This window comes from Achromobacter ruhlandii (genome assembly GCF_902859695.1).
Lineage (GTDB): Bacteria > Pseudomonadota > Gammaproteobacteria > Burkholderiales > Burkholderiaceae_B > Achromobacter > Achromobacter ruhlandii.
Window position 1 is genome coordinate 59,977 of sequence record NZ_CADIJL010000014.1, and the last position, 26,765, is coordinate 86,741.

Sequence of the window (26,765 nt, forward strand, 5' to 3'; positions counted from 1 at the left end):
GGATCACCGTTCGCCCTTGCGGTAGGGCTTCATCAGGGCCTGCGGGTAGGCGGCGCGGCGCGCCATCACCACCAGGGCCAGGATGGACAGAATATAGGGCAGCATCAGGTAGACCTGATAGGGCAGCTCGGGCAGCCCCGGCAGCGCCGCCCCGCCCTGCTGCAGCCGCAGCTGCAGCGCGTCGAAGAAGGCGAAGATCAACGCGCCCAGCAGCGCCTTGCCGGGCCGCCACGAGGCGAACACCACCAGCGCCACGCAGACCCAGCCACGGCCGTTGACCATGTTGAAGAAGAAGGCGTTGAAGGCCGCCAGCGTGAGGAAGCTGCCGGCCACGCCCATCAGCGCCGAGCCGGCGACGATGGCGCCCATCCGCAGTTTCGTTACCGACAGGCCCTGGCCCTCGGCGGCGGCGGGGTTCTCGCCCACCATGCGGATCGCCAGGCCCACCGGGGTGCGGTTCAGCACCCACGCCAGGATCGGCACCGCGGCCAGCGCCAGCAGCGTCATCGGCGTCTGCCCGGCCAGCACCGGGCCGATCAGCGGAATGCCGTCCAGGAATTTCATTTCGGCGAACGGCGTGATGGTGGGCGGCGTGTTCACGCTGGGAAACGTGACGCGGTACGCGAAGTAGCTCAGGCTGGTGGCCAGCAGCGTCACGCCCAGGCCCGAGACGTGCTGCGACAGGCCCAGCGGCACCGTCAGCACCGCGTGCAGCAGGCCGAACACGGCGCCCGCCAGCGCGGCGGCCAGCACGCCCACGTACAGCGGCGCGCCCAGGTACACCACCAGCCAGCCGGTGAAGGCGCCGGCGGCCATGATGCCTTCGATGCCCAGGTTCAATACCCCGGCGCGCTCGCACAGCAGCACGCCCAGCGTGCCCAGGATCAGCGGCGTCGCCAGCCGCAACACCGCGACCCAGAAGGCCGCGGAACTCAACAGGTCCATCCATTCCATGGCGTGCTCCTCAAGCCCGGTTGCGGCGCAGGCGGTACTGCGCGAACAGCGTCGCGACCAGCATGGCGAGCAACGACGTGGCGACGATGACGTCGGCGATGTAGTTCGGCACCGCGATGGCGCGGCTCATGCTGTCCGCGCCCACCAGCATGCCGGCCACGAAGATGCTGGCCAGGATCACGCCCAGCGGGTGCAGGCCGGCCAGCATGGCCACCACCACGCCGGTGTAGCCGTAGCCCGGCGACATGTCGAGCGTGACGTAGCCGGTGCGGCCGGCCACCTCGATGGCGCCGGCCAGTCCGGCCAGCGCGCCCGACAGCATGGCCGTGCCCAGCATCACGCGGTTGACCGGCAGGCCCAGGAAGCGCGAGGCGTGGGCGTTGGCGCCGACCGCGCGCATCTGGAAGCCGAACACCGTGTAGCGGTTCAGCAGCCACAGGCCCAGCGCCAGGCCGGCGGCCCACAGCAGGCCAGTGTGGGCGCGGGTGCGCTCGATCAGCTTGCCCAGCTCCAGGTCGGGATTGAGCGCCACCGATTGCGGCCAGCCCATCGCCATCGGGTCTTTCATGGGGCCGTCCAGCATCATCGAGACGAACAGCAGCACGATGAAGTTGCCCAGCAGCGTGGTCACCACTTCGTCCACGCCCAGGCGCGTCTTGAGCAGCGCCGGGATCAGCAGCAGCAAGGCGCCGGCCAGCGCCGCCGCCAGCATCATGCCGCCGAATAGCGCCGGCAGGGGCAGGTCGAAGCCGGTGCCGTCATGCAGGCCGCCCACCGCCACGGCGGCCAGCGCGCCCAGGTACAACTGGCCTTCGGCGCCGATGTTGTAGAAGCGCGCGCGAAAGGCCACGGCGCAGGCCAGGCCGGTCAGCATCAGCGGCGTGGCGCGCGTCAGGGTTTCGGACAGCGCGAATTTGGAGCCGAACGCGCCTTCGAACAGCAGCGCGTAGGTGCGGCCCACCGGCGCGCCGGCCCAGGCCACCAGCAGCGTGCACACCGCCAGCGTAAAGAGGATGGCCGCGATCGGGGCCAGGGCCAGCGCGGCGCGGCTGGGCTCGGGGCGGCGTTCCAGGATCAGTTTCATTCGAGAAATGCTCAGTAGAGGGGGCACGGCGTCAGGCGCGCGTGCCCGTCATGGCCAGCCCGACGGTGGCGGGCGTCCATTGCGCGACCGGCTTGTCGGCGACCAGCTTGCCGCCGCACAGCACCGCGATGCGGTCGGCCAGCGCGAAGATCTCTTCCAGGTCTTCCGACACCAGCAGGATGCCGGCGCCGCGCCGGCGCGCGGCCAGCAACTGTTCGCGCACGTAGGCCACCGCGCCGATGTCCAGGCCCCAGGTGGGCTGGTCGGCGACGATGAAGCGCGGTTCGCGCGCCAGGGTGCGGCCCAGGATCAGCTTCTGCATGTTGCCGCCCGACAGGCTGCGGGTGCGCACATCCAGCGAGGCGGCGCGCACGTCGAACTGCTTGGCCAGCGCCGCCGCGTAGGCGCGGCCGGCCTTGGCGCGGATCAGCCCGAAGCGCGAGAAGCGCGGGTCCTTCAGGTCTTCGACGATGGCGTTTTCCCACAGCGGGCTGTCGCCGATCATGCCTTCGCCGTGGCGATCCTCGGGAATGCGGCCCACGTGCGCGGCGGTCCAGCCGGCCGGCGTGGTGGGCGCGGCCGCGTGTTCGGGGCCCAGGCGGATGGTGCCGTCGGCGGGCTGGCGCAGGCCGGTCAGCACCGACACGAGCGCCTGCTGGCCGTTGCCGGCGACGCCGGCGATGGCCACGATCTCATGCTTGTGCACCACCAGGTCCAGGCTGTCCAGGCGCGGCGCGCCGCCGCGCGGGTCGCGCACGGTGACCTGCGACAGCGTCACCACCGGCGCGGCCTGGCCGGCCGCCGCCATGGCTTCGGCGTGCGGCATGGCGACCTTGCGGCCCACCATCAGCTCGGCCAGTTCGGCCGGCGTGGTGGCGGCGGTGTCGCGCTCGGCCACCAGCTTGCCCTGGCGCAGCACCGCGACGCGGCGCGACACGGCCATGACCTCGTCCAGCTTGTGCGAAATGAAGATGACGGCCAGGCCCTCGTCGACGAAGCCGCGCAGCGTGGCGAACAGGTCCTGCACTTCCTGCGGCGTGAGGACGGCGGTGGGCTCGTCCAGGATCAGCACCTTGGCGCCGCGGTACAGCGCCTTGAGGATCTCGACGCGCTGCTTCTCGCCCACCGACAGGCTGCCGACGCGCGCGTCCGGATCCACCCCCAGGCCGAAGCGCTGGCCCAGTTCCACCAGGCGGCGGCGCGCCTGGCCGCGGCCCGAGGCCAGCTTCCACAGCGACTCGGTGCCGACCATGATGTTGTCCAGCACGGTCAGGTTGTCGGCCAGCGTGAAGTGCTGGTGCACCATGCCGACCCCCGCCGCCAGCGCGGCGTCGGGCCGGCCCGGCGGCAAGGGTTGGCCGAAGACTTCGATACTGCCGGCGTCGGCCACGTAGTGGCCGAACAGGATCGACACCAGGGTCGATTTGCCGGCGCCGTTCTCGCCCAGCAGGGCCAGCACTTCGCCTTGCGCCAGCGTCAGCGAGACATCGTCATTGGCCGTCAGGCTGCCGAAGCGTTTGGTGATCCCTGCCAGCCGCAGGGCGAGAGGCGCTTGATTCATCGTGCCGACGACTTGGGTTCTTTGTCGTTGACCTGCACGCTGAAGCTGCCGTCCAGGATGGCCTTCTGCTTGGCCTGCACCTTGGCGATCAGGTCAGCGGGGATCTTGCTTTCGAAGGTGCCCAGAGGCGCCAGCGACGAACCCTTGTATTTCATCAGCGAGTATTGGCCGAAGTCGGCGGCCTTGAAGGTGCCGGCCTTGACCTGCTTGAGCGCCTCGTCGATGGTCGGCTCCATGCTCCACAGCGCCGAGGCCACCACGGTCTCGGGATACTGCGGCTGGGTGTCGATGACGTTGCCGATGGCCAGCTTGCCGCGTTCCTTGGCGGCGTCCGACACGCCGAAGCGCTCGGCGTACAGCACGTCCGCGCCCTTGTCGATCATGGCGAAGGCGGCTTCCTTGGCCTTCGGGGGATCGAACCACGAACCGATGAAGGTCACGGTGAATTCGGTCTTGGGGTTGATTTCCTTGGCGCCCTCGATGAAGGCCTGCATCAGGCGGTTCACTTCGGGGATGGGGTAGCCGCCCACCAGGCCGATCTTGCCGGTCTTGCTCATGCCGGCGGCGATCATGCCGGTCAGGTAGGCCGGTTCCTGGATGTAGTTGTCGAACACCGAGAAGTTGGGCTGCTGCGGTTTGCCCGACGAACCCATCAGGAAGGCGGTCTGCGGGTAGTCCTTGGCCACCTTGCGGGCGGCGGCCTCGACCGCGAAGGCCTCGCCCACCACCAGCTTGTTGCCCTGCTCGGCGTACTGGCGCATGACGCGCTCGTAGTCGGCGTTGGTGACGTTTTCCGAGAACGTGTATTCGATTTCACCCCGGTCGCGCGCGGCGGTCAGCGCCTTGTGGATGCGCGACACCCATTGCTGTTCCACCGGCACCGTGTAGATGGCGGCAACCTTGGTCTTGGCGGGCGCCTGGGCCTGGGCGCCAGCCGACAGCAGCAGCGCGCCGGCGGCGGCCGCGGCCAGCTTCAGCAGGCCACGGCGGGCGATGCCGCCGGCGGCCGGGAGGGAAAGGGATTTCATGCGCAAGTCTCCTTCGCGGGGATGGAAAGGGAATGGGAGGAATGGCGGCGATGTCCGGGCGTCGCGGTGCGGCACGCGTGGGCGGGCGGGGTCGAGGGCGTGGGATCGGTCATCGGATGGGGGAGCGCCGGGGCGGCGCGCCCCATCCGAATGGGCGGGTTCGCGGCCAGTCCTGGCGAAGCAAGTTGTATGCCATGCGGCATTCCCGCGACAAGTCGGGGGAATCCTGATGGCCGGGCGCGATTATAGGCACCCTGGCGGCCAAGCGTGGCACCAGCATGGTGCGCACCGTTGCGGTGCGTGGACACTTTTCGGCGTGGAACAGCCTGTTGCGGCTGAAATGGGCCCGAAAGGCCCTGGAGGCCTATCGCCATGCGGCCATCGGCGCGGCCGCGGGCCTAAAATTCCCCGCATAGCGCCGCGCCCGTGCGCGGCAAGCCGGAATCCATCATGCAAGACATTCAATTGCTGCTCGAGCAGTACGGCGGCTGGCTCGTCTTCGCCAACGTGCTGGTCGAGCAGGCGGGCCTGCCCGTGCCCGCCTATCCCATGCTGATCGCCGCCGGCGCCCTGGCCGGCGCGGCCGGCTGGCTGGTGCCGTGGCTGGCGGCCACTGTCGCCTGTCTGCTGGCCGACTCGCTCTGGTACGCGGCCGGCCAGCGCTACGGCTCGCGCCTGCTGGGTGTGATCTGCAGGATGTCGCTGTCGCAGGACTCCTGCATCCGCCAGACCCAGCGCCTGTATCTGCGCATCGGCGTGCGCGCCCTGCTGGTCTGCAAGTTCCTGCCCGGCGCCGGCGCCCTGTCCACCGTGATGGCCGGCCTGACCGGCACGCCGTACCGCCGTTTCCTGGCCTATGACCTGGTGGGCGCCATGATCTGGGCGGGCTCGGCCCTGCTGCTGGGCGGGCTGTTCCACGGCGTGGTCAACGACGTGCTGGACGTGCTGGGCACTTACGGCCCCATGGGGCTGGCCCTGCTGGCGGCGGTGCTGGCGCTGTACATCATCGCCCGCGCCCTGCGGCGCTGGGTTCTCAAGCGCCACTTGCGCGTGATTCCGCGGCTGTCGGTGGACGAGCTGATGCAGTGGCGCCAGGACGGCCGCCAGGCGCTGGTGTTCGACGTGCGCCCCGAGGCGGTGCGCGAGGAAGACCGCATCCCCGGCGCCATCGCCGTTGACCTGCGCGCGCCGCTGCCGGCGCTTGAAGCCGGCAGCGAGGAGGCCGATATCGTGGTCTATTGCGCCTGCCCCAACGAGGTTTCGGCCGCGATGCTGGCCGCGCGCCTGCGCGCCGCCGGCTACCCCAAGACCTGGGCGCTGCGCGGCGGGTACGAAGCCTGGGCGCGCCACGCGCACCCGGCCTGACATCGTGCCGGGGGCGTGACGGCGGCAGCCAGTCGCAGGTCACGCGGGCGCTCCGCCCGCGATCGTTCCCCTCTACCTCCACCCACCTGGATGCGGGCCCTTGGCGGGCCGCGCCGGCGTCTGTCCGGGCCATGGGCGCCCGCGCGGTTTCGGTCCGCGCCCGGCGCCGCCACGGGCGCATAATGGCTCCATCGGCCCGCGCCTTTGACGGGCCAGGGAGACAGGCATGAAGTTGTTGTTCTTGGGCGCCGGTGGAACCGGCGGCTATTTCGGCGGCCGCGCCGCCCAGGCGGGCGCGGACGTGACCTTCCTGGTGCGCGAGGCCCGCGCCGCGCGCCTGCGCGAGCAGGGCCTGCGCATCGAAAGCCCGTTCGGCGACGCCACGCTGCAGCCGCAATTGGCCACCGCCGACACGCTGAAGGGCTTCTACGACGTGGTGGTGCTCAGCTGCAAGGCCTATGACCTGCAAAGCGCCATCGACGCCATCCGCCCCGCCGTGGGCCCCGACACCGCGGTGCTGCCCATCATGAACGGCGTGCTGCAGTACGACGTGCTGGACCGCGAATTCGAACCGCACCGCGTGCTGGGCGGCCTGTGCCAGATCAACGCCACGCTCGGCCCCGAAGGGCAGGTGATCCACCTGGGCAAGCACGCCAGCATCGTCTTCGGCGAACGCGCCGGCCCGGCCCGCAGCGCCCGCTGCGAGGCACTGGCAGAGGCCCTGGCCGGCGGCGAATACGTCAGCCGCCTGAGCGAAGACATCTACCAGGACATCTGGGAAAAATACGTGTTCCTGACGACGCTGGCCGCCGCCACCTGCCTGATGCGCGGCACGGTCGGCCAGATCGCCGCCACCGACGACGGCGCCGACATCGTGCGCGGCCTGCTGCGCGAATCGCAGGCGGTTGCCGCCGCCAGCGGCCACGCGGTGCGGCCCGAGGCCGACGCCAACGCGCTCAAGATCCTGACCGATCCGTCCCAGGCCATGACCGCCTCGATGTTCCGCGACCTGCGCCAGGGCCTGCCGGTCGAGGCCGACCACATCGTCGGCGACATGGTGCGGCGCGCGCGCACGCTGGGGGTGGATGCCACCACGCTGCGCACGGCCTACGCGCATTTGCAGGTCTACCAGGCGCAGCGCGCCGCGGCCTGACGGCGTGGCCCGGGCTCATTGGTGCATGGATTGCAAAAAACTCTTCCGTGCCCGTGGGTTCCGGGATCCGATCCGGCCGAATAGTATGGGTTTGCCCGTGCTCCGGACCGTCCAGCGCCGCCTGTCGCGGCCATCGTCCGGGGCCCACCTACCAGGAGCAACACCATGAAAATCGCATTGATCGGAATCACGGGCCGCGTCGGCTCGCGCGTGGCGGACGAGCTGCTCAAGCGCGGCCACCAGGTCACGGGCATTGCCCGCAACCTGGGCGACGTCAACGCCCAGCCCGGCCTGACCGTCCAGCAGGGCGACGCCACCGACCCGCAGGCGCTGACGCCCCTGCTCAAGGGCCATGACGCCGTGGTCAGCGCCTCGCGCTTCGTGTCCGCCGACGCCAAGCCGCTGCTGGCGGCCGTGAAGGACGCCGGCGTGCCGCGCCTGCTGGTGGTCGGCGGCGCCGGCAGCCTGGAAGTGGCGCCCGGCAAGATGCTGATCGACACCCCGGAATTCCCTGACGCCTACAAGCCCGAGGCGCGCGCCGGCGTGGTGTTCCTGGACGCCTTGCGCCAGGAAAAGGTGCTGAACTGGACCTTCCTGTCGCCGTCGGCGCTGTTCGAGCCGGGCGAGCGCACCGGCGCCTTCCGCCTTGGCGATGACAGCCTGCTGGTCGATGCCGGCGGCAAGAGCTGGATCTCGATGGAAGACTACGCCATCGCCCTGGCCGACGAGATCGAGACGCCCAAGCACTCGCGCCGCCGCTTCACCGTGGGCTACTGATTCCGTCCGCTTCCCCCCGGATCGCCTGACGCGGCTCCTTGGACCCAAGGGGCCGCGTCGTTTTTCAGGCGAAAGCCGCAATGGCGGCAGGGTCGAATCGGCCGGTTTTGTTTGTAAACTGGCAAACCGCCAGCCGGCGTCACGATCCCCGAGTAGTCAGTATGAGCATGAAGTTCAAATCGTTGGCCCTTTGCCTGTTGCTGGCCGCCAGCTGTGTGGCGCCGGTACAGGCCGCCTCGCCGCAGTCCAACAAGGACATCGTGTTGGCGTTTTTCCGCATGATGTTCCAGGACCGCGAGATCGACGAGGCGGTGCGCCTGTATGTCGGCAAGAACTACATCCAGCACAACCCCTACATGCGCGACGGCGTCGAGCCGATGGTGGATTTCTTCCCGCACTACTTCGAGCAGCATCCGCAGGCCACGGTCGACATCAAGCGCGTCATCGCCGAGGGCGACCTGGTGATGATCCACAACCTGTGGCGCGAATCGCCCGAAGACCGCGGCCAGGCCGTGGTCGACATCTTCCGGGTCGAGAACGGCAAGATCGTCGAGCACTGGGACGTCAGCCAGGAAATCCCGGAAAATCCCGCCAACAAGAACGGCATGTTCTGAGACCGGTAAACCATGTCCGCCATCGAACCCGTCGACCTGCCACGCGCCTACCTGCTGCTGAACCACGGCCCCACCGTGCTGGTCACCAGCGCCCATGGCGCCGAGCGCAACGTCATGGCCGCGGCCTGGGCCATGCCGCTGGATTTCAGCCCGCCCAAGATGCTGGTGGTGGTGGACAAGAATACCCACACGCGCACGCTGATCGAGGCTTCCGGCGAATTCGCGCTGTGCATCCCCTCGCGCGCGCAGGCCCAGGCCACCCTGCAGGTTGGCTCGCATTCGGGGCGCGACGAAGACAAGTTCAAGGCCAGCGGCCTGGCCACCTTCGCCGCCAGCAAGATCGGCGCGCCGCTGATCGAAGGCTGCCTCGGCTGGCTCGAATGCAAGGTGGTGCCCGAGCCGCATAACCAGCAGGCCTACGACCTGTTCATCGGCGAGGTGGTGGCCGCCTGGGCCGCGCCCGACGTGTTCTCCGGCAACCGCTGGCACTTCAATGACGACGCGCGCCGCTCGGTGCATTACGTCGCGGGCGGTTCGTTCTTCGCCACCGGCGAAGCGTTCTCGGTTGCCGATCCGGAGTAAGCCCATGCGCCGCGTCTACCTTGCCGGCTTCGACGTGTTCCTGCCCGACGCGGTGGCGCACGGCGAGCGGCTCAAGACGCTGGCGGCCGCGCATGGCTTCGAGGGGCTCTACCCGCTCGACAACACGCCGCCGGCCGGTCTGTCCGGCGCCGCGCTGGCGCAATGGATCTACCAGGCCAACGCGGCGATGATCCAGCGCGCCGACCTGGTGATGGCCAACCTCAACCCGTTCCGTGGCGCCGAACCCGATTCGGGCACGGCCTTCGAGGTCGGCTACGCCATCGCGTTGGGCAAGCCGGTGTGGGGCTATACGTCGCAGGCCGGCAGCGTGCGTGAGCAGGTCGCCGTGGGCGTGGCCGCCGACGATGCGGCGCGCGCGGTGGACGCGCAGGGCTACACGGTGGAGGACTTCGGCTTGAACCTGAACCTGATGCTGGCGTGCAGCGCCCGCATCGTGGTGGGCGACGCGGCCGACTGTCTGGCGCACATGGCGCACATGGCGCGCGGTTAGCGCGCCAGCGGCGGCCCGTTGGCGCCCGCCGTCATCCCCGGCTTCAGGCCTCGCCGGCGCGGCCTGGCTTGCGGGCCGTGGCGCGATTGGCCCGGGCCTTGACGCTGGCGGTCGGCGTGCCCAGGTATCCCATCACCGCGTCCACCACCGCCCGTTCCAGTTGCCGCGGATCGAACCCGGCCGGCGGCTCCAGCGCCACCGCGTGCACCAGCGACTCCATGATGCGCAACACCACGTAGGTCGCCAGCTCGCGATCCTGCTGCGCGATTTCTTCGCGATGCAGCTCCAGCAGGTGGCGCATGCGGCGGTGGATGTCCTGGTCGGCGCGGCTGTGGTCGCGCGGCTGGTCAAAGAGCGGGAATTCGCGCTCCAGCACGCGGTGCAGCGCCGGCTCCAGCAGGTGCGCGCGCAGCGACGCGGCAACGATGGCAGCGACCCTTTCGCGCAGCGTGGCCGCGGGGTTGCCGTCCAGCACCTCGTCGATCAGCGCCAGCATCTGCTGGTCGTGGCGGTCGTGCAGGGCCGCGATCAGCGCGTTCTTGTTGGGGAAGTACTGGTACAGCGAACCGACGCTGACGCCGGCGGTCTCGGCGATGCGGTTGGTGTTGGTGCCGGCGTAGCCGTGCTCGGCCAGAACGCGAGCTGTCGCTTGCAAAATGATGTCGACGGTTTGCTGTGAACGTTGCTGGCGCGGCGATTTACGGGGCTGCGGGATGGATGTCATTGGGTTCGGGGAAAGCGAGTTTCAAACCTGAGCATCGGTTCATAAAATTTCGGTACGCAACGGGCATCGCGCCGAACTCCGGCCGATTATGCCATCGTCGATTGCGACGAGCGGGCCACCGGGTGCGTTTCCCACTTCCAAGGAATCCTCATGTCGACTTCATCGACGGCCACGGCGCTGCCCGCGGCCGGCGGGACCGCGCGTCCCGTTTTCATGCAGATATTGCCCCTGACGCTGGCGGTCTTCGTCGGCTTTTTCATGGTCGGCCTGCCCATGCCGGTGCTGCCGCTGTACGTCGACGGCGTGCTGGCGCAGGGGGCGCTGGTGGTCGGCATCGTGGCCGGCCTGCAGTTCGCGGCGGCGCTGCTGTCGCGTGCCTGGTCCGGTTCGCTGGCCGATCGGCGCGGCGCCAGGCGCGCGGTGGTCACCGGCTTCCTGCTGGGGTCGGTGGCGGGGCTGCTGTACCTGCTGGCCAACGCGCAGGCAGCGCAACCACGCGCGGCGCTGGCCGCGTTGATGGCCGGCCGCGCCCTCATGGGCTGCGCCGAAAGCCTGATCGTCACCGGCGCGCTGAGCTGGGGCGTGGGCCGCGTCGGGCCGCGGAACGCGGGCCGCGTGATGGCCTGGATCGGGGTGGCGATCTACGCCGCATTCGGGTTGGGCGCGCCCGCCGGCATGCGCTTGTACGGCGCGGCCGGTTTCGAAGGCATCGCCTGGGCCACGGTGCTCATCCCCGTGCTGGCGTTGGCGCTGGTGCTGCCACAGCGCGGCGTGCCGGCGGCCGGGGGCGCGCGCACGCCGTTCTACCGCGTGCTGGGCATGGTGATGCTGCCGGGCCTGGGGTTGGCGCTGACCAGCGTGGGATTTGGCGTCATCACCGCCTTCATCAGCCTGCTGTTCGCGCAGCGCGGCTGGGACGGCGCGGCGTGGATGTTCAGCCTGTTCGGCGTGGGCTTCATCGTGGCGCGGCTGTTCTTCGCCGGGCTGCCCGACAAGCTGGGCGGCGCGCGCGTGGCGTTGGTGTGCGTGCTGATCGAGGCGGCCGGCCAGTGGCTGATCTGGATGGGCCCGACGCCGGCGTGGGCGTTTGCCGGCGCGCTGTTGAGCGGCGCGGGTTATTCGCTGGCGTTCCCGGCGTTCGGCGTGGAAGCGGTGCGCCGGGTGCCGCCGGCCAGCCGTGGCGCGGCCATGGGGGCGTATGTGGCGTTCCTGGACGTGGCGCTGGGCATTGCCAGTCCCGTTGCCGGCTGGCTGGCCGGCGTGCAGGGCTACGGCGCGGTGTATGCGTTGGGGGGCGCGTGCGCGCTGGGCGCGGTGCTGGTGGCGATGGCGCTGCGCGGTCGCGTTGCCGTGCCATAGGGTGATTGCCGCCAGGCAACGGCAGCGCGCCGACGCCGACGGTTGGCGAGGCTGCCAGGTCGCGCGTATTTATTGATTGAGGGTGACGGCGCCCGCCGATGCGGGCGCCGTTGGCGTTCAGACCGTGGCGGCCATTTCCAGCACTTCGTCATCGACCGGCTGGGCCTGGCCGTCGCGCAGTTGCCGCAGGTGGTCGGCCAGTTCGGCGATGGTCAGGGCGACCAGGCCGTGCTGGGCGGCATAGCGCTCCAGCGCGGCGCCGCGCATCATGGTGCCGTCGGCGTTCATCAGTTCGCACAGCACGCCGGCGGGACGCAGGCCGGCCAGCGTGGCCAGGTCGACCGAGCCTTCGGTGTGGCCACGGCGGGTCAGCACGCCGCCGGGCTGGGCGCGCAGCGGGAAGACGTGGCCGGGGCTGACGATGTCGTCGGCCTGCGCGGTGGGCGAGATGGCGGCGCGGATGGTGGTGACGCGGTCCACGGCCGACACGCCGGTGCTGACGCCTTCGCGCGCTTCGATCGAGACGGTGAAGGCGGTGGCGAAGCGGCTCTGGTTGCGCTGGACCATGGGGGCCAGGTCGAGGCGGTCGAGGGTTTCGCCGGGCAGGCACAGGCAGACGATGCCACTGCCGTCGCGGATCAACTGGGCCATGACGGGCACGGTCAGCTTGTCGGCGGCGACGATGAGGTCGGCTTCGTTTTCACGGTCGAAGTCATCCATGAGGATGACGGGACGGCCCAGGCGCAGGTGATGCAGGGCGCGTTGCAGGCGCGCGGCGAAGGGCTGGGCGGCCAGGCTGGGGATGGGGGACTGCGGGGTAAGGGTAACGTTGGACATTGAAACGCTCTCGCGAAAAAGTGGGCGAAAAACGTTTCAGGGCTAATCGACAGCCGAACGCAAACCAATTGCCCGCGCGTGTGGGGCGCGGACAGGGGGCGTGTGACGGCACATCTTCTCTCATCCGGACTGTGACCGTCGGCCCTGGCATCTCACCAGATCTGCTGACCCCGGTGTCCTCCGTGAAGGACGCCGGGCGCTCGCGGGCTCGCCAAATCGCTTGGCATACCGCCGGTGGGGAATTTCGCCCCGCCCTGAAGACGTACTGCTTGTTTGTCGTGTTAACGACATCGGGGATTTTACGCTGGTCTTGGGGGTGGTGCTGAATATGCTTATTGCGGGTGGGGTTTTGGGTTGGGGGGTGGGATTGGGTTCTTAAGGCGCCGGGGGTGGCGGGGCTTGGGGGGAGCGGGGCTACGATTGCGGTCCGGAGCGTTCGCTCCGGACTGCCCCTGCCTCAACCTCGTCCGCCTTCGGCTCCCTTCGGTTTCCGTTGGGCGCATCTACACGCCCCGCTCCCCCCAAGCCCCGCCACCCCCGGCGCGGTCGGTTGTCACTTCACGGGCGTGGGGGCGGGTGGCTTGCTTGGCGTTTTGGCCAAGAGCCGGGCTGGGTCGGAGGGGGGTGCGGGGTCGCCAAAGGCGGCCGCGCGGGCGGCCTTCTTTGGCATTTGGGTGTGTTGCGTCGGGGCGGTGCCGGGTTGGCTGCTGGGCCGGCGTGGTGGCGCAGCGGCTGGCGTTAGGGATGGGCGTCGCGTGGTCTTGGGATGGGTGGGCCGTAGATTCGGGCGGGGCGGGTATCGCCTCGGCCGCGGGCCGCATGGCGGTGGCGCGAGCGTGGTTTGGGGCGGGCTGGATACCGGGTGTTGGGCGAGCGCAGGCGTTGTGGCTGCGCTGTTGGCGCCCGCGCCGCTTGCTTACTTCGTGGTTTCCGTTTGCGCGGGCGCTTCGGCCTTTTTCTTTTTCTTCTTCTTTTCGGGCAGCGCCAGCATGGTGCCGCGGCACGGTGGGGTGCCGCAGAGGCACTTGTAGCCTTCCTTCAGGGCCTTGGTGATGCGGCCGTCCAGGACCAGGCCGTAGTCGTAGGAGAGTTCCGTGCCGCGCGGGATGTCTTGCAGCGCGACGATGTAGACGCGCTTGCCGTGCTTGCCTTCCTGGGCCTCGCAGTTGGGCTCACAGGAGTGGTTGATCCAGCGGGCGTCGTTGCCCTGGTCGCCGCCGTCGATGACGCGGCCGGAGCTGAGGGCGAAGAAGAAGGTGTGGAAGGGATCGTCGGGGTTGGTGGGGTGGCGACGGTCGGCTTCCTTGGCGCTGATGCGGGCGCCGCCGTACTCGATGATGCGGGTGCCCGCGGGAATCTTGCGGGCGGCGAAGACGCCGTTGCCGTGCAGCTTGGAGCGGCGCACGACGTACCAGGGCTTGATGGGGGTGTCTTCGGAGGTCATTGAGTGGCGGCAGTGTGGCGGTGAGACGAAACAGAATTATATCGGCGCGCTCATGACAGGATGACAGGCGTATAGTGAGCGCCGCCTCGTTTCTTTGTTTACCCGCACCATGATTGTCCGTCCGCGTCCTTCCGCGCTGGGTTTGTTCTTTGTTTTGCGCGGTTCGATCATTCCCCGCATCTTCAGCCGCATCCTGGTCATTACGCTGCTGTCGTGCGTGGTGGTGTGGATGTACCACCGCCAATGGTTCTCGCCCACGCACCTGTCGGCGGTGCCGTTCTCGCTGTTCGGGCTGGCGCTGTCGGTGTTCATGGGGTTTCGCAACAACGTCTGCTACGACCGCTGGTGGGAAGCGCGCAAGCAATGGGGCGACCTGATCGTGCAGGCCCGCAGCCTGGCGCGCGAGAGCGCGGTGCTGCTGGCGGCCAGCACCGCCAATCCGGTGCAGGAAAGGCTGGTGCGGCGCTGCATCGGCTTCGGTTATGCGCTGGCGGCGCGGCTGCGCGACCAGGACGTGCTGGAAGCGGTGCGGCCCTGGGTGCAGCCGGATGAGCTGGACACGCTGGCCGGCAACCGCAATGTGCCCGACGCGCTGCTGCTGGCGATCAACCGCGACCTGGCGGCCTGCCTGCGGCGCGGGGAATTGACCGACATCCTCTATCAGGCGCTGACCCAGCGCGTGGCGCAGTGCGCGGCGATCCAAGCGGCCTGTGAGCGCATCAAGTACACACCGACGCCGTTCGCCTATTCGCTGCTGCTGCATCGCACGGCCTGGCTGTTCTGCTTGCTGCTGCCGTTCGGGCTGGTGGGCACGCTGGAATACCTGATGCCGGTGGCGGTCACCATCATCGCCTATACCTTCTTCGGACTGGACGCGCTGGGCGACGAGCTGGAAGATCCGTTCGGCCTGGAGGAAAACGATCTGCCGCTGTCGGCGCTGGCGCGGGTGATCGAGATCGACCTGCTGGACGGGCTGGGCGTGCGGCCGCTGCCCGAGCCGGCGCAGCCGGTGGACTGCGTGCTGCGCTGACCTCGCCGGGGGCGCCGCGCAGGCGGCGCGAAGCGCCTTGCGCGTGTCTGGGCGCGGGATGCGTTGTCTTGACCGGCCCCGGCGCACCTGCGCGCCCACGGTTCCTGCGCGCCGGCTCCGCTGCCCGGCAGCGCTCGTTCAGGTCGTCGGCCCGTTCAGCGGCAGCATGGTTTCCTTCAGGCGGCGCAATACGAAGCAGGATTTGCTGTGGCGGATGCCGGGGATGCGATACAGCTGCTCGCGCAGCAGCCGCTCGTAGTCGCGGGTGTCGCGCACGGCGATGCGGATGTAGTAGTCGTAGTCGCCCGACACCAGGAAGGCTTCCAGCACTTCCGGAATCTGCGCCAGCGCCCGCCCGAATTCATACAGCGTTTCCTCGCTGTGGCTCTCCAGCGTGACGTGGACGATGACCGTGTCCATGAAGCCCAGGCTGGCCGGGTCGATGTCGACCGTGTAGCCGCGAATCACGCCGGCGGCCTCCATGCGCTTGATGCGGTTCCAACAGGGCGTGGACGACAGGCCGACCGCCGCGCCGATGTCGTTGAGGCTGGCGCGGGCGTTCTCTTGCAGCACGCGCAGAATCGCCAAATCAAACTTGTCCAGGTTCATTTTCTTTGATTCCTCCGATCCAAAGATAAATTTACTGCGTTTGCAGGCAATGCGTGGAAAAGAAGATAAATATTCTTCCGAATTCCCAATAAGATGGATAGCATGAACGATCGCCTGCACCCCTCCGTCGCCGCCGCGCTTGCCGCCCCTGAAACTCCCCCCGCCAATGGGGCCAGGATTCTGCTGGAAACGCTGATTGCGCACGGCGTGGACACCGTGTTCGGCTATCCCGGCGGCGCCGTGCTGCCGTTGTATGACGCGCTCTATGCCGAGCCGCGCCTGCGCCACGTGCTGGTGCGCCACGAACAGGCCGCCGTGCATGCCGCCGAGGGCTACGCCCGCACCACCGGCCGCACCGGCGTGGTGTTCGTGACCTCCGGCCCCGGCATGGCCAACACCACCTCGGGCCTGCTGGACGCCATGTGCGACTCGATCCCGGTGCTGTGCATCAGCGGCCAGGTCGCCACCAGCGCCATCGGCACCGACGCCTTCCAGGAATGCGACGCCATCGGCATCTCGCGTTCCGTGACCAAGTGGAACACCCAGGTGCGCTCGGTGGACGACGTCGCCGCCGTCACCGCCCGCGCCTTCGAACTGACGCGCCAGGGCCGGCCCGGCCCGGTGCTGCTGGACTTCCCCAAGGACGTGCAACTGGCCGTGCCGCGCGACGCGGACGGCGACGACGACACCCCGTCGCAGCAGAAGCTGGCGGCGCTACGCGCGCGGCGCCAGTCGGGCAAGCTGGCGCCCAAGCTGCCGCAGTCGGCGGTGCGCCGCGCCGCCGCGCTGATCGCCCAGGCCAAACGCCCCATCTTCTATGGCGGCGGCGGGCTGGTGAACGCCGGCCCCGAGGCCTGCGCCGCCTTCACCGAGCTGGTGCGCGCCAGCGGCGCGCCCTGCACCCTGACGCTGATGGGCCTGGGGGCGTTCCCGGCTTCCGATCCGCAGTTCGTCGGCATGCTGGGCATGCACGGCACGGTCGAGGCCAACCTGGCCATGCACAACGCCGACCTGGTGGTCTGCATCGGCGCCCGCTTCGACGACCGCATCACCGGCAAGCTGTCCGAGTTCTGCCCGCATGCGCGCAAGATCCATATCGACATCGACCCCGCCTCCATCAACAAGGTGGTGCGCGTGGACGTGGCCCTGGTGGGCGACTGCCTGCCGCTGGTGCGCGCCCTGCAGGCCGAGCTGGGCGGGCCGCTGGACCCGGCGCGTCTGGCGCCGTGGTGGGCGCGGGTGCAGGCCTGGCGCGCGCAGGACTGCCTGGGCTACACCCCGGCGGCCGACGCCATCCTGCCGCAGCACCTGATGTCGCGCCTGAACGCGGCGCTGGCGGGTCGCGACGCCATCGTCTCGACCGACGTCGGCCAGCACCAGATGTGGGCCGCGCAGTATCTGCGCTTCGACCAGCCGTACCGCTGGCTCACCTCCGGCGGCGCCGGCACCATGGGCTACGGCGTGCCGGCCGCCATCGGCGCGCAGGTCGCGCATCCGGACAAGACCGTGGTGTGCGTCAGCGGCGACGCCTCGGTGCTGATGAACATCCAGGAACTCTCCACCGCCATGCAGCACCAGGCGCCCGTCAAGGTCGTGCTGTGCAACAACGGCTACATGGGCATGGTGCGCCAGTGGCAGGAACTGATCCACGGCGGCCGCTACAGCCACAGCTACAACGCCTCGCTGCCCGACTTCGTGGCGCTGGCGCGCGCCTTCGGCTGGGGCGCGGCGCGGGTCGAGGACCCGGCGCAACTGGACGCGGCGCTGGCCGAGTGCCTGGCGCACGACGGCCCCTACTTCCTCGATGTGGCGGTGACGGCGCAGGAGAACTGCTTCCCGATGATGCCGGCCGGCCACGGCCATCACAAGATGATGCTGGCCGAAGGCGTCTGGTACCAGGACGAGACGACCTGAGCCGGCGGCGATTGCCGGGCAGGCGGACATCCCTGCCGGGACCGCCGGAATGATGAAGGGGCCCTTTGCGGGCCCCTTCGTTTTTGCCGCACGGCCAGCGCGCTGTCAGAACTGGATCGACAGGCCGCCGTCCACCACCAGCACGTGGCCGTTCACGTACGACGCCGCCTTGGACGCCAGGAACACCGCCGCGCCGGCGATCTCCTCCGGCTCGCCCCAGCGCCCGGTCGGGTTGCGGGCCGCGATGCGCGGGCCGACCGCCGGGTCGGCCACCATCTGCGCATTGGTCTCGGTGGCGAACGTGCCCGGCGCGATCGCGTTGCTGGTGATGCCGCGCCCGCCGAACTCCGCCGCCAGCGCCCGCACCATGCCGGTCAGGCCCTGCTTGGCGGCCGGATAGACGGCGTCGCCGGCGCGCGCCAGCTCGCCCACCACCGAGGTGATGGCGATCAGGCGGCCGCCGCCCTGGCGCGCCATGCGTTCGGCGGCGTGCTTGGCCAGCAGGATGCCGGCCACCAGGTCGGTGTCGATCAGCTCGCGGATCTCGGCGGCGCTGGTGTCGGCCAGCGTCTTGCGGTTGCGCGCGCCGACGTTGTTCACCAGGATGTCCAGGCGGCCGTGCTCGCGGTCGATGCGCTCGAAGGCCCGCGCCATGGCGGCGTCGTCGCTGACGTCGAAGGCCAGCGCGTGCGCGTCCAGGCCGTCGGCGCGCAACGCGGCGGCGGTGCTTTCCGCGGCCTGCTCGTTGCGGCCGTTGATCAGCACGCGCGCGCCGCAGCCTGCCAGCGCGCGGGCGATACAGAAGCCCAGCCCGCGGGCCGAGCCGGTCACCAGCGCGACCTGGCCGCTCAGGTCGAAGTTGCGCAGATAGGGCAAGGAAGTCGTCATGGTTGCGGCTCGGTTCATTCGCGGAATTCGGGCGCCCAGTGCAGCAGCCGCCGTTCCAGCCAGGTGACGCAGTACACCAGCGCGATGCCGACGATGGACAACAGCGTGACCGCCGCGAACATGTCGGTGGCGTTCAGTGTAGCCAGCGCGGTGATCATCAGGTAGCCCATGCCGGTGGTGGAGCCGACGAACTCGGCCAGCACCACGCCGATCAGCGCGAAGCTGATGGCGTTGGGCAGCGCGGCGAAGGTCCAGGCGGCGGCGGTCGGGATGCGCACGCGCCACAGGATCTGGCGAGGCGATCCGCCCAGCGTGCGGCAGAAGTCCACCAGTTCGCGCTCGACGCTGCGCCCGCCCTTGTAGGTGTTGAAGAACACCAGGAAGAACACCACGAACCACGAGGTCACCACCTTGGACGCCAGCCCCAGCCCGAAGAACATGGTGATGAGCGGCACGAAGGCGATGCGCGGCATCGAGTTGAAGGCCACGATGAACGGGTTGAACACGTCCGCCAGGAAGCGGCTGCGGCTGAGCGTCATGCCGACGATGAAGCCGCTGCCCACGCCCACCACCAGCCCGACCAGCGTGGCCTGCAGCGTCAGCCACAGGTGCGGCCAGACCGAGCGCGGCCCGGGCTGCAGCCATTCCCACAGCCGCACCGCCACGCGCGACGGCTGGCTGATGAAGAACGGATCGAACAGCGTGTTCTGGGTGAACCACGGGATGCGCGTCAGCGTTTCCCAGGAACCGAGGATGAGGGCAAGGATCAGCACTTGCCACAAGGTGATGCGCAGGCGCCGCCGCGCGCTGGCGCGGCGGTCCAGCCGCAACTGGTCCTGCAGGGTATCGGTGAATTCGGGAGCGGTCATGGCGGAATCAGGCGGCGGCGCGGAACTGCTGGCCCAGCACGCTCCAGAGGCTTTGCACGTGGGTGACGAACTGCGGCGTCTCGCGCAGGGTGAAGACGTCGCGCGGATGCGGGATGGCGATGCGCTCGTCCAGCAGGACGCGGCTGGGCGGGCCGGACAGCACCACCACGCGGTCGGACAGCAGGATGGCCTCGTCCAGGTCGTGCGTGACCAGCACCACGGTCTGGCCCAGCTTGCGCCAGATCTCCATCAGCTCGCGGTGCAGGTGGGTCTTGGTGTGCGTATCGAGCGCGCCGAACGGCTCGTCCAGCAGCAGGATGCGCGGCTCCACCGCCAGGCTCATCAGCAGCGCCACGCGCCGCCGCATGCCGCCCGACAGCTGGTGCGGAAAGGCGTCGGCGAAGGCCGTCAGGTGGCCCAGCTCCAGCAGCTCGGCCACCCGGCTGGCGATGCGCGCGGCCGGCACGCCCTGGAACTTCAGGCCCAGCGCTACGTTCTTCCTGACGCTGAACCACGGCAGCAGCGTGTCCTTCTGGAAGATGTAGCCCAGCGCCGGCGGCACCTGGCCGTCGACCACCCGTCCGTCCACCACGATGCGGCCGGTGGTGGGCGGCAGGAAGCCGGCGATCATGTTCAGCAGCGTGCTCTTGCCGCAGCCCGAGGGGCCGACGATCGACACGAACTCGCCCGCCGCGATCTCCAGGCTGACTTCGCCCACCGCGTGGGTGGTGCCCTGGCGCGTCTGGTAGGCCTTGCCCACCCGGTCCAGCGTGATCATCGCTAGCTCCGCGCGCGGCGCACGAAGCGCATGTCGACGCACTTGTCGTACGGCACCGTCTTGATCTCGTCGTTCGAGAACTGGCGGCCGTCGCCCATGATGGCGGTCATGCGGTTGTAGGCGTCCTCGGTGATGACGTTGTCCCCCAGGAACACCGTGTCCTTGTACACGCCCAGCGTCTTCTCGATGGCGGCGCGCGGGAAGGCGTTCAGGTAATCGTCGTAGATCACGTCGGCGATCTCGGCGGCGCTGTGGGCGGTGATGAAGTTCTGTGCCTTCACCAGGCCGGTGACGAAGGCCTGCACGGTTTCCGGCCGCTTCTGGATGGTGTCATGCAGCGTCAGCGCGGCGATGCCCGGCACGTCGCCGCCCATGAATTCGTTCCACGAGGCCTCGGTGGTGGCGTCGAAGATCGGCACGCCCCAGCCTTCCTGCCGGGCCTGTTCCATCATCGACATGGTGGCCATGCTGGCGGCCACCGAGCCGGTCTTGAGCGCGCCCAGCATGGTGGCCAGGTCGCCCAGGGGGCGGATGTCGACCTTGTCGGCCACGCCGGCCTTCTGCATCAGGTACAGCGCCATCAGCCAGGTGCTGGACTGCGGCTGGGTCGCGCCCACGCGCTTGCCGGCCAGGTCCTTGAGCGACTTGATCTTGCCGCTGTCGAAATCCTCGCGCCGCACGATGACGTTGGCGTAGGTCAGCTTGCGGTCGAAGCCGAACACCAGCGCGGCCGGCTTGCCGGCCAGCGTCAGCGCCGGCGCGGCGGTGGCGGCCGTGGCGCCGAACGCGATCTGGCCGGCCGCCAGCAACTGGTTGGTGCGCGGGCCGCTCTGCGAATTCAGGTACTCGACCTCCAGCCCCGCTTCGCCGAAGTAACCCTTCTTGAGCGCCACGTAGCCGGCCGCGAAGAACGGGTCGATGCTGCCCTGCCCGTAGACCACGCGGCCCAGCTTGGGCTGGGCGAAGGCGACGCGGCCGCCGATCAGGGTGACGCCGGCCAGCGCCCCGGTTGCGGCCAGCACGCGGCGGCGGGTGGTGAAGTGGGGGCTCGTGCTCATGTCTTCCTCGGTCTCGATCGGGTGTGGTTGTTTGGCGTCAACAATACCGCAGCGGCGCCTGCCGTCCAACAATGGAAAACGCCCGGTTGCCCGGGCGTTCTCGTCGTGCCACGCAAGTGTAGACCGTGGCGGCTTATGCCGCGGTCTTCTTGGGCGCGGCCTTCTTCACGGCTTTCTTGGCGGCGGTCTTGGTCGCCGTCTTGGTGGCCGTTTTCGTGGCGGTCTTGGTGGCGGTCTTCTTCACCGCGGCCTTCTTGGCCGGCGCCTTCTTCGCCGCCGTCTTGGTGGCGGCGCCGGCGGTCTTGGCCGGGGCGCGGCCGCGGCCGGGTTTCTCCGGACGCGGTTCGAACTCGAAGCCGATCTTGCCGTCGGGCTGGCGCACCAGGAAAGCCTTGAACTTGCGGTTGGTGCGGCTGGACACGAAGCCGTCGAGCAGGTCGGTGCGGCCGTCGGTCAGCAGCTTTTCCATCTGCTCGCGCGAGATTTCCTGCTGCAGGATGACCTTGCCCGAGCGGAAGTCGCAGCTCTTTTCAGGGCCGACAGACTTTTCGCAGACGTAGCTCATGCCGTGCTCGAACACGCGCGACTGGCACTTGGGGCAGGTGCCCACCGGCGTGTGGCCGGAGAAGTCCACCGCCTCGTTGTCGTCCTCGTCGTTCTGGCCGAAGTCGAATTCCAGCTTGTACTCGTCGCTGATGCGCAGGATGGCGGCGAACGGCCGGCCCATCTTGCTGATGAAGCCCTGCAGCGGACCGATCTCGCGCTTGGCCAGCAGTTCCTCGACTTCCGGCAGCTCGAAGGTGCGGCCGCCCGGGTGCTTGCCGATCGAGAAGTCGCAGTTGGTGCAGGCAAAGCGGCGGTAGTTTTCCTTGACCACCCCGCCGCACTTGGGGCACGGCGTCTGCAGCGTGGCGTAGTCGCCGGGCACCGTGTCGCGCTCGTATTCCTTGGCGCGCTTGACGATCACCTGCGTCATCTGGGCGATCTCGCGCATGAAGGCCTGGCGGTCCAGCGCGCCCTGCTCGATCTGCTTGAGCTTGTGTTCCCATTCGCCGGTCAGCTCGGGCGAGGTCAGTTCCGACACGTCCAGGCCCGACAGCAGCGTCATCAGCTGGCGCGCCTTGGCGGTCGGCACCAGGTCGCGGCCCTCGCGGCGCAGGTAGACCTCGTTGAGCAGGCCTTCGATGATGGCCGCGCGCGTGGCCGGCGTGCCCAGGCCGCGCTCGGACATGGCCTCGCGCAGTTCCTCGTCGTCCACCAGCTTGCCGGCGCCTTCCATGGCCGACAGCAGCGTGCCTTCGTTAAAGCGCGCCGGCGGCTTGGTGGTCAGGCCCACGGCTTCCACGTCCTCGGTGCGCACGGTCTCGCCGTCGCCCACCGGCACCAGGTTGGCGTCCTCGCCCTGGGCTTCCTTGCCGTACACGGCCAGCCAGCCCGGATTGACCAGCACCTTGCCGTCGGTGCGGAAGCGATGCCCCTGCACCTCGGTCATGCGGGTGGTGACGCGGTATTCGGCGGCCGGGAAGAACACGGCCAGGAAGCGCTTGAGCACCAGGTCGTACAGCTTGGCCTCGGCCTCGCTCAGGTCGTGCGGGATCTGCAGCGTCGGGATGATGGCAAAGTGGTCCGACACCTTCTTGTTGTCGAAGATGCGGCGGTTCGGCTTGACCCAGTGCTGGCTGACCACGGTCTCGGCATGGCGCGACAGCCCGCCGACGGCGTTGGAGCCGCCCTTGGCCAGCGCGCGCATGGTTTCCTGCACCGTGCCGATGTAGTCCTCGGGCAGATAGCGCGAATCGGTACGCGGGTAGGTCAGCGCCTTGTGGCGTTCGTACAGGGTCTGGGCCAGCGCCAGGGTGGTCTTGGCCGAGAAGCCGAAGCGGCCGTTGGCCTCGCGCTGCAGCGAGGTCAGGTCGTACAGGGCCGGCGACATCTGGGTCGACGGCTTGGATTCCTCGGTGACGCTGCCCGGCTGGTCGCGGCAGGCGGCCACCACGCTCTGGGCGGCGGCCTGCGACCACAGGCGCGACTCGCGCTTCTCGGGGTCGCGCTCGTCCTTCTTGAAGTCCGGATCGATCCAGCGGCCTTCGTACAGGCCGGCGGCGGCCACGAAGGTGGCGCGCACTTCCCAGTAGTCGCGCGGCACGAAGCGGCGGATGCGTTCCTCGCGCTCGGCCACGATGGCCAGCGTGGGGGTCTGCACCCGGCCCACCGGCGTCTTGAAGAAGCCGCCGTCCTTGCTGTTGAAGGCGGTCATGGCGCGGGTGCCGTTGATGCCCACCAGCCAGTCGGCCTCGGCGCGCGAGCGGGCGGCGGCCTCCAGCGGCTTGAGCTGGCTGTCGTCGCGCAGGTTGGCGAAGGCCTCGCGGATGGCGGCCTGCGTCATGGATTGCAGCCACAGGCGCTGGATGGGCTTTTTCACGCCCGCATACTGAATGATGTAGCGGAAGATCAGTTCGCCCTCGCGCCCCGCGTCACAGGCGTTGATGATGGCATCGACGTCCTTGCGCTTGGCCAGGCGCACCAGCAGCTTGAGGCGCTCGGCGGATTTCTTGTCGGTCGGCCCCAGCTCGAATTCAGGCGGAATTACTGGCAGGTGCGTGAAGCTCCATTTCCCCTTGACCGGATCGTTGGGCGCGACCAAGCTAAGCAAATGCCCGATGCTGGACGCCAGTACGTAACGTTCGCTTTCAAAATAGTCGCCCTCGCGCGCAAAGCCTCCCAAGGCGCGTGATATATCAAGGGCCACCGAGGGCTTCTCGGCAATAATCAGCGTTTTATTCATGTGTATCCAGTGGCGGCAGTCCCGCCGTAGTAGCGCGGATAATAAGATCGGAGTTTCGCGAGATGCAAGTCGGCATTGAACGGCAAGTGGGATCGGAACTTCACGCATGGCGTCAATTCCTGGCGCGCAGCACCCTCTGGCTGGGGGTCCTGCTGCTCGGCAGCGCCGCCATCTGCTGGGTCGCGGCGAACTGGCAGGACATGACAAAAATCCAGCGCTTCGCCGGCACGCAGGGCCTGCTGGCCCTGACCGCGCTGGCGGCCGCCTGGACCGGTTTGCGTCTGCGCGCCACCCCTGGCGTGCGCCGCAGCATTCCCGGCGCGCTGCTGGCCCTGGCCGGCATCCTGCTCGGCGCCCTGCTCGCGTTATTAGGCCAAACTTACCAGACTGGCGCCGATACCTGGGAATTGTTCGCCTGGTGGGCGGTCCTGCTGCTGCCGTGGGCATTGGTGGCGGCCAGCCAGGCCGTCTGGCTGCTGTGGGCGCTGGTGACCAACGTCGCCCTGGTCCTGTGGCTGGGCGAGCGCGCCTTCACCTGGTGGCTGATCTTCGGCGGTCCCCAGATCGCCAGCCTGATCGTGGCCGCCTGGAACCTGCTGTTGCTGCTGGGCTGGGAACTGGCGGCGCGCCGCTGGCGCGCCAGCACCTTGGTCGGACCGCGGGTCCTGGCGGCGCTGGTGATCAGCGCGCTGGTGACGGCGCTGGTGTTCGGCCCGATGGTGACGGTGCTGGTGATCGGCAACGGCCTGTCGCGCGGCCTGGGCTCCGTCAACAGCCTGGCCTGGATCGCGGTGACGCTGGGCCTGGGTTTCTATTACCAGCGCGGCCGCCGCGACCTGGTCATCCTGGCCATGCTGGTGGCCGGCGTCATCTGCGTCTCGCTGCGGGTGGTAGGCGAATGGCTGCTGCGGCTGGAGCCTGGTATCTGGGCGGCCCTGCCGCTGGCGGCGCTGCTGATGGCCGAGGCCGTCTGGGCGGCGCGCTGGCTGCGCGGACTGGCCGCCGGGCCGCGGGCGGCGGTCGCGGCCCCGGCCGATGCCGAGCCCGCCGCCGCCTCGGCCGGCAACGCGGTCGATCCCGGCGAGGCCGGCGAACCCGTGGCGCAACTGGCGCCGCCCGCCGTGCCGCACACCGAGCCGCCCTGGTACGTGCAATGCATCCTGGCGCTGAGCGCCTGGCTGTCGACGGTGCTGTTGCTGGCGTTCGTCGCCTTCTCGGGCATGATCAATTCAGAGGAAGGCGCGCTGGTGGCCGGCCTGGTGCTGTGCGCCGCCGGCGTGGCCGTGCTGCGCAGCGACGCCGGCCCGTTCTGGCGCCAGTGCGGCACCGCCATGGCCTTCGCCGGGCAGATCCTCATCATCTACGGCATGTCCAGCTCGACCTCGTTCGCCAGCGCCTGCCTGTTCGTGCTGCTGATGGCCACGGCGGTGTACGCGCTGGGGCCGGACGTGATTCTGCGCTTCCTGAGCGGCGGGCTGATCGCCCTGGCCGGCGCCGGCCTGATCTGGCGCATCCTGGCGCCCGAGCTGCTGCGCGAGGACATGATCGACTCCCTGCTGTATCTCGACATGGCCCGCGCCGCCTTCATCTGGCTGCCCATCGCCGTGACCGGCGCCTGGGCCACGGCGGTGATCCTGACCCTGGCGCACCGGCTGGGCGGCAAGCGCGGCCATGCGCTGCAACCGCTGGCCTGGGCCTTTCTGCTGTCGGTGCAGGGCATGGTGTGGCTGGCCAGCGGCCTGTCGGTGCTGCAACTGCCGGCCATGTGGCAACTGCACGCGCAGACCGCCGTGCTGGTATGCGCGGGCGCGCTGCTGCCAGCGGCGGCGGCAATGGCGGTGCTGTGGCCGCGCCGCCAGGTGCTGACGGGCGGCGTCACCTGGGGTGTGCCCATCGCCCTGCTGCTGCTGGCCCTGTTCTGGCTGCCCAGCCCCGGCGTGGGCTTCGCGCTGGCCTGGCTGCTGCTGGGCTTCGGCCTGAACCAGCCGCGGGTGGCGCTGTTCGGCGTCTTCAGCCTGCTGGCTTACCTGGGCGTCTATTACTACCAGCTGGACGTGCCGCTGCTGCAGAAGTCCTTGTGGCTGGGCGGCGGCGCCGTGCTGCTGTTCGTGCTGCGGGGGCTGGTGTGGCTGGTGCCGCGCTTGATGCGCACCCAGGAGCCGTCGCGCCGCGCGCCGCTGCCGCCGGTCTCGCCGGCCCTGCGCTGGCGCACCCTGGCGATCCTGGGCGGCCTGGCGCTGGTGCTGGTGGTGGCCAACGGCAGTATCTGGCAGCGCGAAAAACTGCTGGCCAACGGCAGGCTGGTGATCCTGGAATTGGCGCCGGTCGACCCGCGCTCGCTGATGCAGGGCGACTACATGGCGCTCAACTTCGCCGCCGGGCGCGAAGTCACGCGGCTGCGGTTGAGCGGCGAGCGCCGGGACACGGAGGACGCCGTCATGGGCGAAGCGTCCGACGGCTACGTCATGCTGACCGGCGATTCGCGCGGCGTGTACCAGCCCGTGCGCATCCAGACCGACGCCAAGCCGCATGGCGACGGCGAAGTGCCGCTGCGCTATCGCGTGCGCGACAACCAGGTGCGTATCGTCACCAATGCCTATTTCTTCCCTGAAGGCCAGGCCAAGCGCTATGAGGTCGCCAAGTTCGGCGAACTGCGCGTGGCCGAGAACGGCGAGGCCCTGCTGGTGCGCATGCTGGGCGAGGATCTGCAGCCGTTGTAGGAATCACAGGTCGGCGGCGCTCCACCCGGCGTGATGTGGCCGGGTGGCCGTCGGCCATGCATCGGAACGGACGTCTCGGCACGCGCGGTTGCACTGCCCGTGACGGCCGCCGGCTCCTGCC

Annotated in this window: 23 protein-coding genes and 1 riboswitch; of the genes, 10 read left to right on the forward strand and 13 right to left on the reverse strand. The window is 69.3% G+C overall.

Features of this window, described 5'->3' with window-relative positions; genetic code table 11:
- Positions 1-3: 3 nt before the first annotated feature.
- Genes HV742_RS17965 through HV742_RS17980 form a run of 4 tightly spaced genes read right to left on the reverse strand, consistent with a single transcriptional unit; the run spans position 4 to position 4,627 of the window.
- Positions 4-954, reverse strand: a complete 951-nt coding sequence (locus HV742_RS17965; protein ID WP_054418758.1) for an ABC transporter permease — start codon at positions 952-954, stop codon at positions 4-6.
- A 10-nt stretch (positions 955-964) separates the two neighbouring features.
- Positions 965-2,038: an ABC transporter permease gene (locus tag HV742_RS17970; RefSeq protein WP_006389488.1), complete on the reverse strand. Its 1,074-nt coding sequence runs from the start codon at positions 2,036-2,038 to the stop codon at positions 965-967.
- A gap of 31 nt (positions 2,039-2,069) precedes the next feature.
- Positions 2,070-3,599, reverse strand: a complete 1,530-nt coding sequence (locus tag HV742_RS17975) for an ABC transporter ATP-binding protein (protein ID WP_059268767.1) — start codon at positions 3,597-3,599, stop codon at positions 2,070-2,072.
- The gene (locus tag HV742_RS17980; RefSeq protein WP_054418762.1) at positions 3,596-4,627 is read right to left on the reverse strand and encodes a BMP family protein; all 1,032 of its coding nucleotides are present in this window, start codon (positions 4,625-4,627) and stop codon (positions 3,596-3,598) included. The genes HV742_RS17975 and HV742_RS17980 overlap by 4 nt, the downstream gene beginning before the upstream one ends.
- Before the next feature lie 450 nt (positions 4,628-5,077).
- Here HV742_RS17980 and HV742_RS17985 point away from each other — a divergent pair, with 450 nt between their 5' ends.
- The 6 genes from HV742_RS17985 to HV742_RS18010 all read left to right on the forward strand — a co-directional run bounded on the left by HV742_RS17985 (position 5,078) and on the right by HV742_RS18010 (position 9,629).
- Positions 5,078-5,992, forward strand: coding sequence for a VTT domain-containing protein (locus HV742_RS17985; protein WP_054504501.1), 915 nt, complete (start codon positions 5,078-5,080; stop codon positions 5,990-5,992).
- Between the two features lie 226 nt (positions 5,993-6,218).
- Positions 6,219-7,145 carry a 2-dehydropantoate 2-reductase gene (gene panE, locus HV742_RS17990; RefSeq protein WP_110060132.1) on the forward strand — a complete coding sequence of 309 codons (927 nt, stop codon included), beginning with the start codon at positions 6,219-6,221 and terminating at the stop codon, positions 7,143-7,145.
- Positions 7,146-7,310: 165 nt separating this feature from the next.
- On the forward strand, positions 7,311-7,922 hold the full coding sequence (locus HV742_RS17995; protein ID WP_049070395.1) for an NAD(P)-dependent oxidoreductase: 612 nt from the start codon (positions 7,311-7,313) through the stop codon (positions 7,920-7,922).
- Between the two features lie 161 nt (positions 7,923-8,083).
- On the forward strand, positions 8,084-8,536 hold the full coding sequence (locus HV742_RS18000; protein ID WP_175146043.1) for a nuclear transport factor 2 family protein: 453 nt from the start codon (positions 8,084-8,086) through the stop codon (positions 8,534-8,536).
- A 12-nt stretch (positions 8,537-8,548) separates the two neighbouring features.
- Entirely contained in the window at positions 8,549-9,118 is a 570-nt protein-coding gene (locus tag HV742_RS18005) for a flavin reductase family protein (protein ID WP_049070398.1), read from the forward strand.
- A 4-nt stretch (positions 9,119-9,122) separates the two neighbouring features.
- Positions 9,123-9,629, forward strand: coding sequence for a nucleoside 2-deoxyribosyltransferase (locus tag HV742_RS18010; RefSeq protein ID WP_175146044.1), 507 nt, complete (start codon positions 9,123-9,125; stop codon positions 9,627-9,629).
- Positions 9,630-9,672: 43 nt separating this feature from the next.
- On the opposite strand, the gene HV742_RS18015 is transcribed toward HV742_RS18010, so the two are convergent.
- Complete coding sequence (locus HV742_RS18015; protein ID WP_175146045.1) at positions 9,673-10,353, reverse strand: TetR/AcrR family transcriptional regulator; 681 nt, start codon at positions 10,351-10,353, stop codon at positions 9,673-9,675.
- A 150-nt stretch (positions 10,354-10,503) separates the two neighbouring features.
- Here HV742_RS18015 and HV742_RS18020 point away from each other — a divergent pair, with 150 nt between their 5' ends.
- Positions 10,504-11,712, forward strand: a complete 1,209-nt coding sequence (locus HV742_RS18020) for an MFS transporter (protein WP_175146046.1) — start codon at positions 10,504-10,506, stop codon at positions 11,710-11,712.
- 117 nt (positions 11,713-11,829) lie between these two features.
- Here the strand turns inward: HV742_RS18020 and ribB are convergent, their stop codons facing one another.
- Both ribB and HV742_RS18030 read right to left on the reverse strand, forming a co-directional pair.
- Positions 11,830-12,549, reverse strand: coding sequence for a 3,4-dihydroxy-2-butanone-4-phosphate synthase (ribB, locus tag HV742_RS18025; RefSeq protein ID WP_068981151.1), 720 nt, complete (start codon positions 12,547-12,549; stop codon positions 11,830-11,832).
- 108 nt (positions 12,550-12,657) lie between these two features.
- A riboswitch (FMN riboswitch) is annotated at positions 12,658-12,815 on the reverse strand.
- A 650-nt stretch (positions 12,816-13,465) separates the two neighbouring features.
- On the reverse strand, positions 13,466-13,993 hold the full coding sequence (locus tag HV742_RS18030) for an SET domain-containing protein (protein ID WP_047992388.1): 528 nt from the start codon (positions 13,991-13,993) through the stop codon (positions 13,466-13,468).
- A gap of 109 nt (positions 13,994-14,102) precedes the next feature.
- Here HV742_RS18030 and HV742_RS18035 point away from each other — a divergent pair, with 109 nt between their 5' ends.
- Positions 14,103-15,023: a bestrophin family protein gene (locus tag HV742_RS18035; RefSeq protein ID WP_049077357.1), complete on the forward strand. Its 921-nt coding sequence runs from the start codon at positions 14,103-14,105 to the stop codon at positions 15,021-15,023.
- Between the two features lie 138 nt (positions 15,024-15,161).
- Here HV742_RS18035 and HV742_RS18040 read toward each other — a convergent pair whose 3' ends face one another.
- A complete protein-coding gene (locus HV742_RS18040; protein ID WP_006389474.1) occupies positions 15,162-15,632 on the reverse strand; it encodes an Lrp/AsnC family transcriptional regulator in 471 nt (156 codons plus the stop codon).
- A gap of 93 nt (positions 15,633-15,725) precedes the next feature.
- Between HV742_RS18040 and ilvB the strand changes: the two genes are divergently transcribed.
- Positions 15,726-17,546, forward strand: a complete 1,821-nt coding sequence (gene ilvB / locus HV742_RS18045) for a biosynthetic-type acetolactate synthase large subunit (RefSeq protein WP_156525640.1) — start codon at positions 15,726-15,728, stop codon at positions 17,544-17,546.
- A gap of 105 nt (positions 17,547-17,651) precedes the next feature.
- Here ilvB and HV742_RS18050 read toward each other — a convergent pair whose 3' ends face one another.
- The 5 genes from HV742_RS18050 to HV742_RS18070 all read right to left on the reverse strand — a co-directional run bounded on the left by HV742_RS18050 (position 17,652) and on the right by HV742_RS18070 (position 23,924).
- Complete coding sequence (locus HV742_RS18050; RefSeq protein WP_175146047.1) at positions 17,652-18,434, reverse strand: SDR family oxidoreductase; 783 nt, start codon at positions 18,432-18,434, stop codon at positions 17,652-17,654.
- A 14-nt stretch (positions 18,435-18,448) separates the two neighbouring features.
- A complete protein-coding gene (locus tag HV742_RS18055; protein WP_049070406.1) occupies positions 18,449-19,303 on the reverse strand; it encodes an ABC transporter permease in 855 nt (284 codons plus the stop codon).
- Between the two features lie 7 nt (positions 19,304-19,310).
- The gene (locus HV742_RS18060; RefSeq protein ID WP_020925717.1) at positions 19,311-20,081 is read right to left on the reverse strand and encodes an ABC transporter ATP-binding protein; all 771 of its coding nucleotides are present in this window, start codon (positions 20,079-20,081) and stop codon (positions 19,311-19,313) included.
- Between the two features lie 2 nt (positions 20,082-20,083).
- Positions 20,084-21,139 (reverse strand): ABC transporter substrate-binding protein, encoded by a 1,056-nt coding sequence (locus tag HV742_RS18065; protein ID WP_068958583.1) that lies wholly within the window; start codon positions 21,137-21,139, stop codon positions 20,084-20,086.
- A gap of 133 nt (positions 21,140-21,272) precedes the next feature.
- Positions 21,273-23,924, reverse strand: a complete 2,652-nt coding sequence (locus HV742_RS18070; protein ID WP_054485405.1) for a DNA topoisomerase III — start codon at positions 23,922-23,924, stop codon at positions 21,273-21,275.
- A gap of 62 nt (positions 23,925-23,986) precedes the next feature.
- Between HV742_RS18070 and HV742_RS18075 the strand changes: the two genes are divergently transcribed.
- The gene (locus tag HV742_RS18075) at positions 23,987-26,644 is read left to right on the forward strand and encodes a GDYXXLXY domain-containing protein (protein WP_175146048.1); all 2,658 of its coding nucleotides are present in this window, start codon (positions 23,987-23,989) and stop codon (positions 26,642-26,644) included.
- Positions 26,645-26,765: the final 121 nt, after the last annotated feature.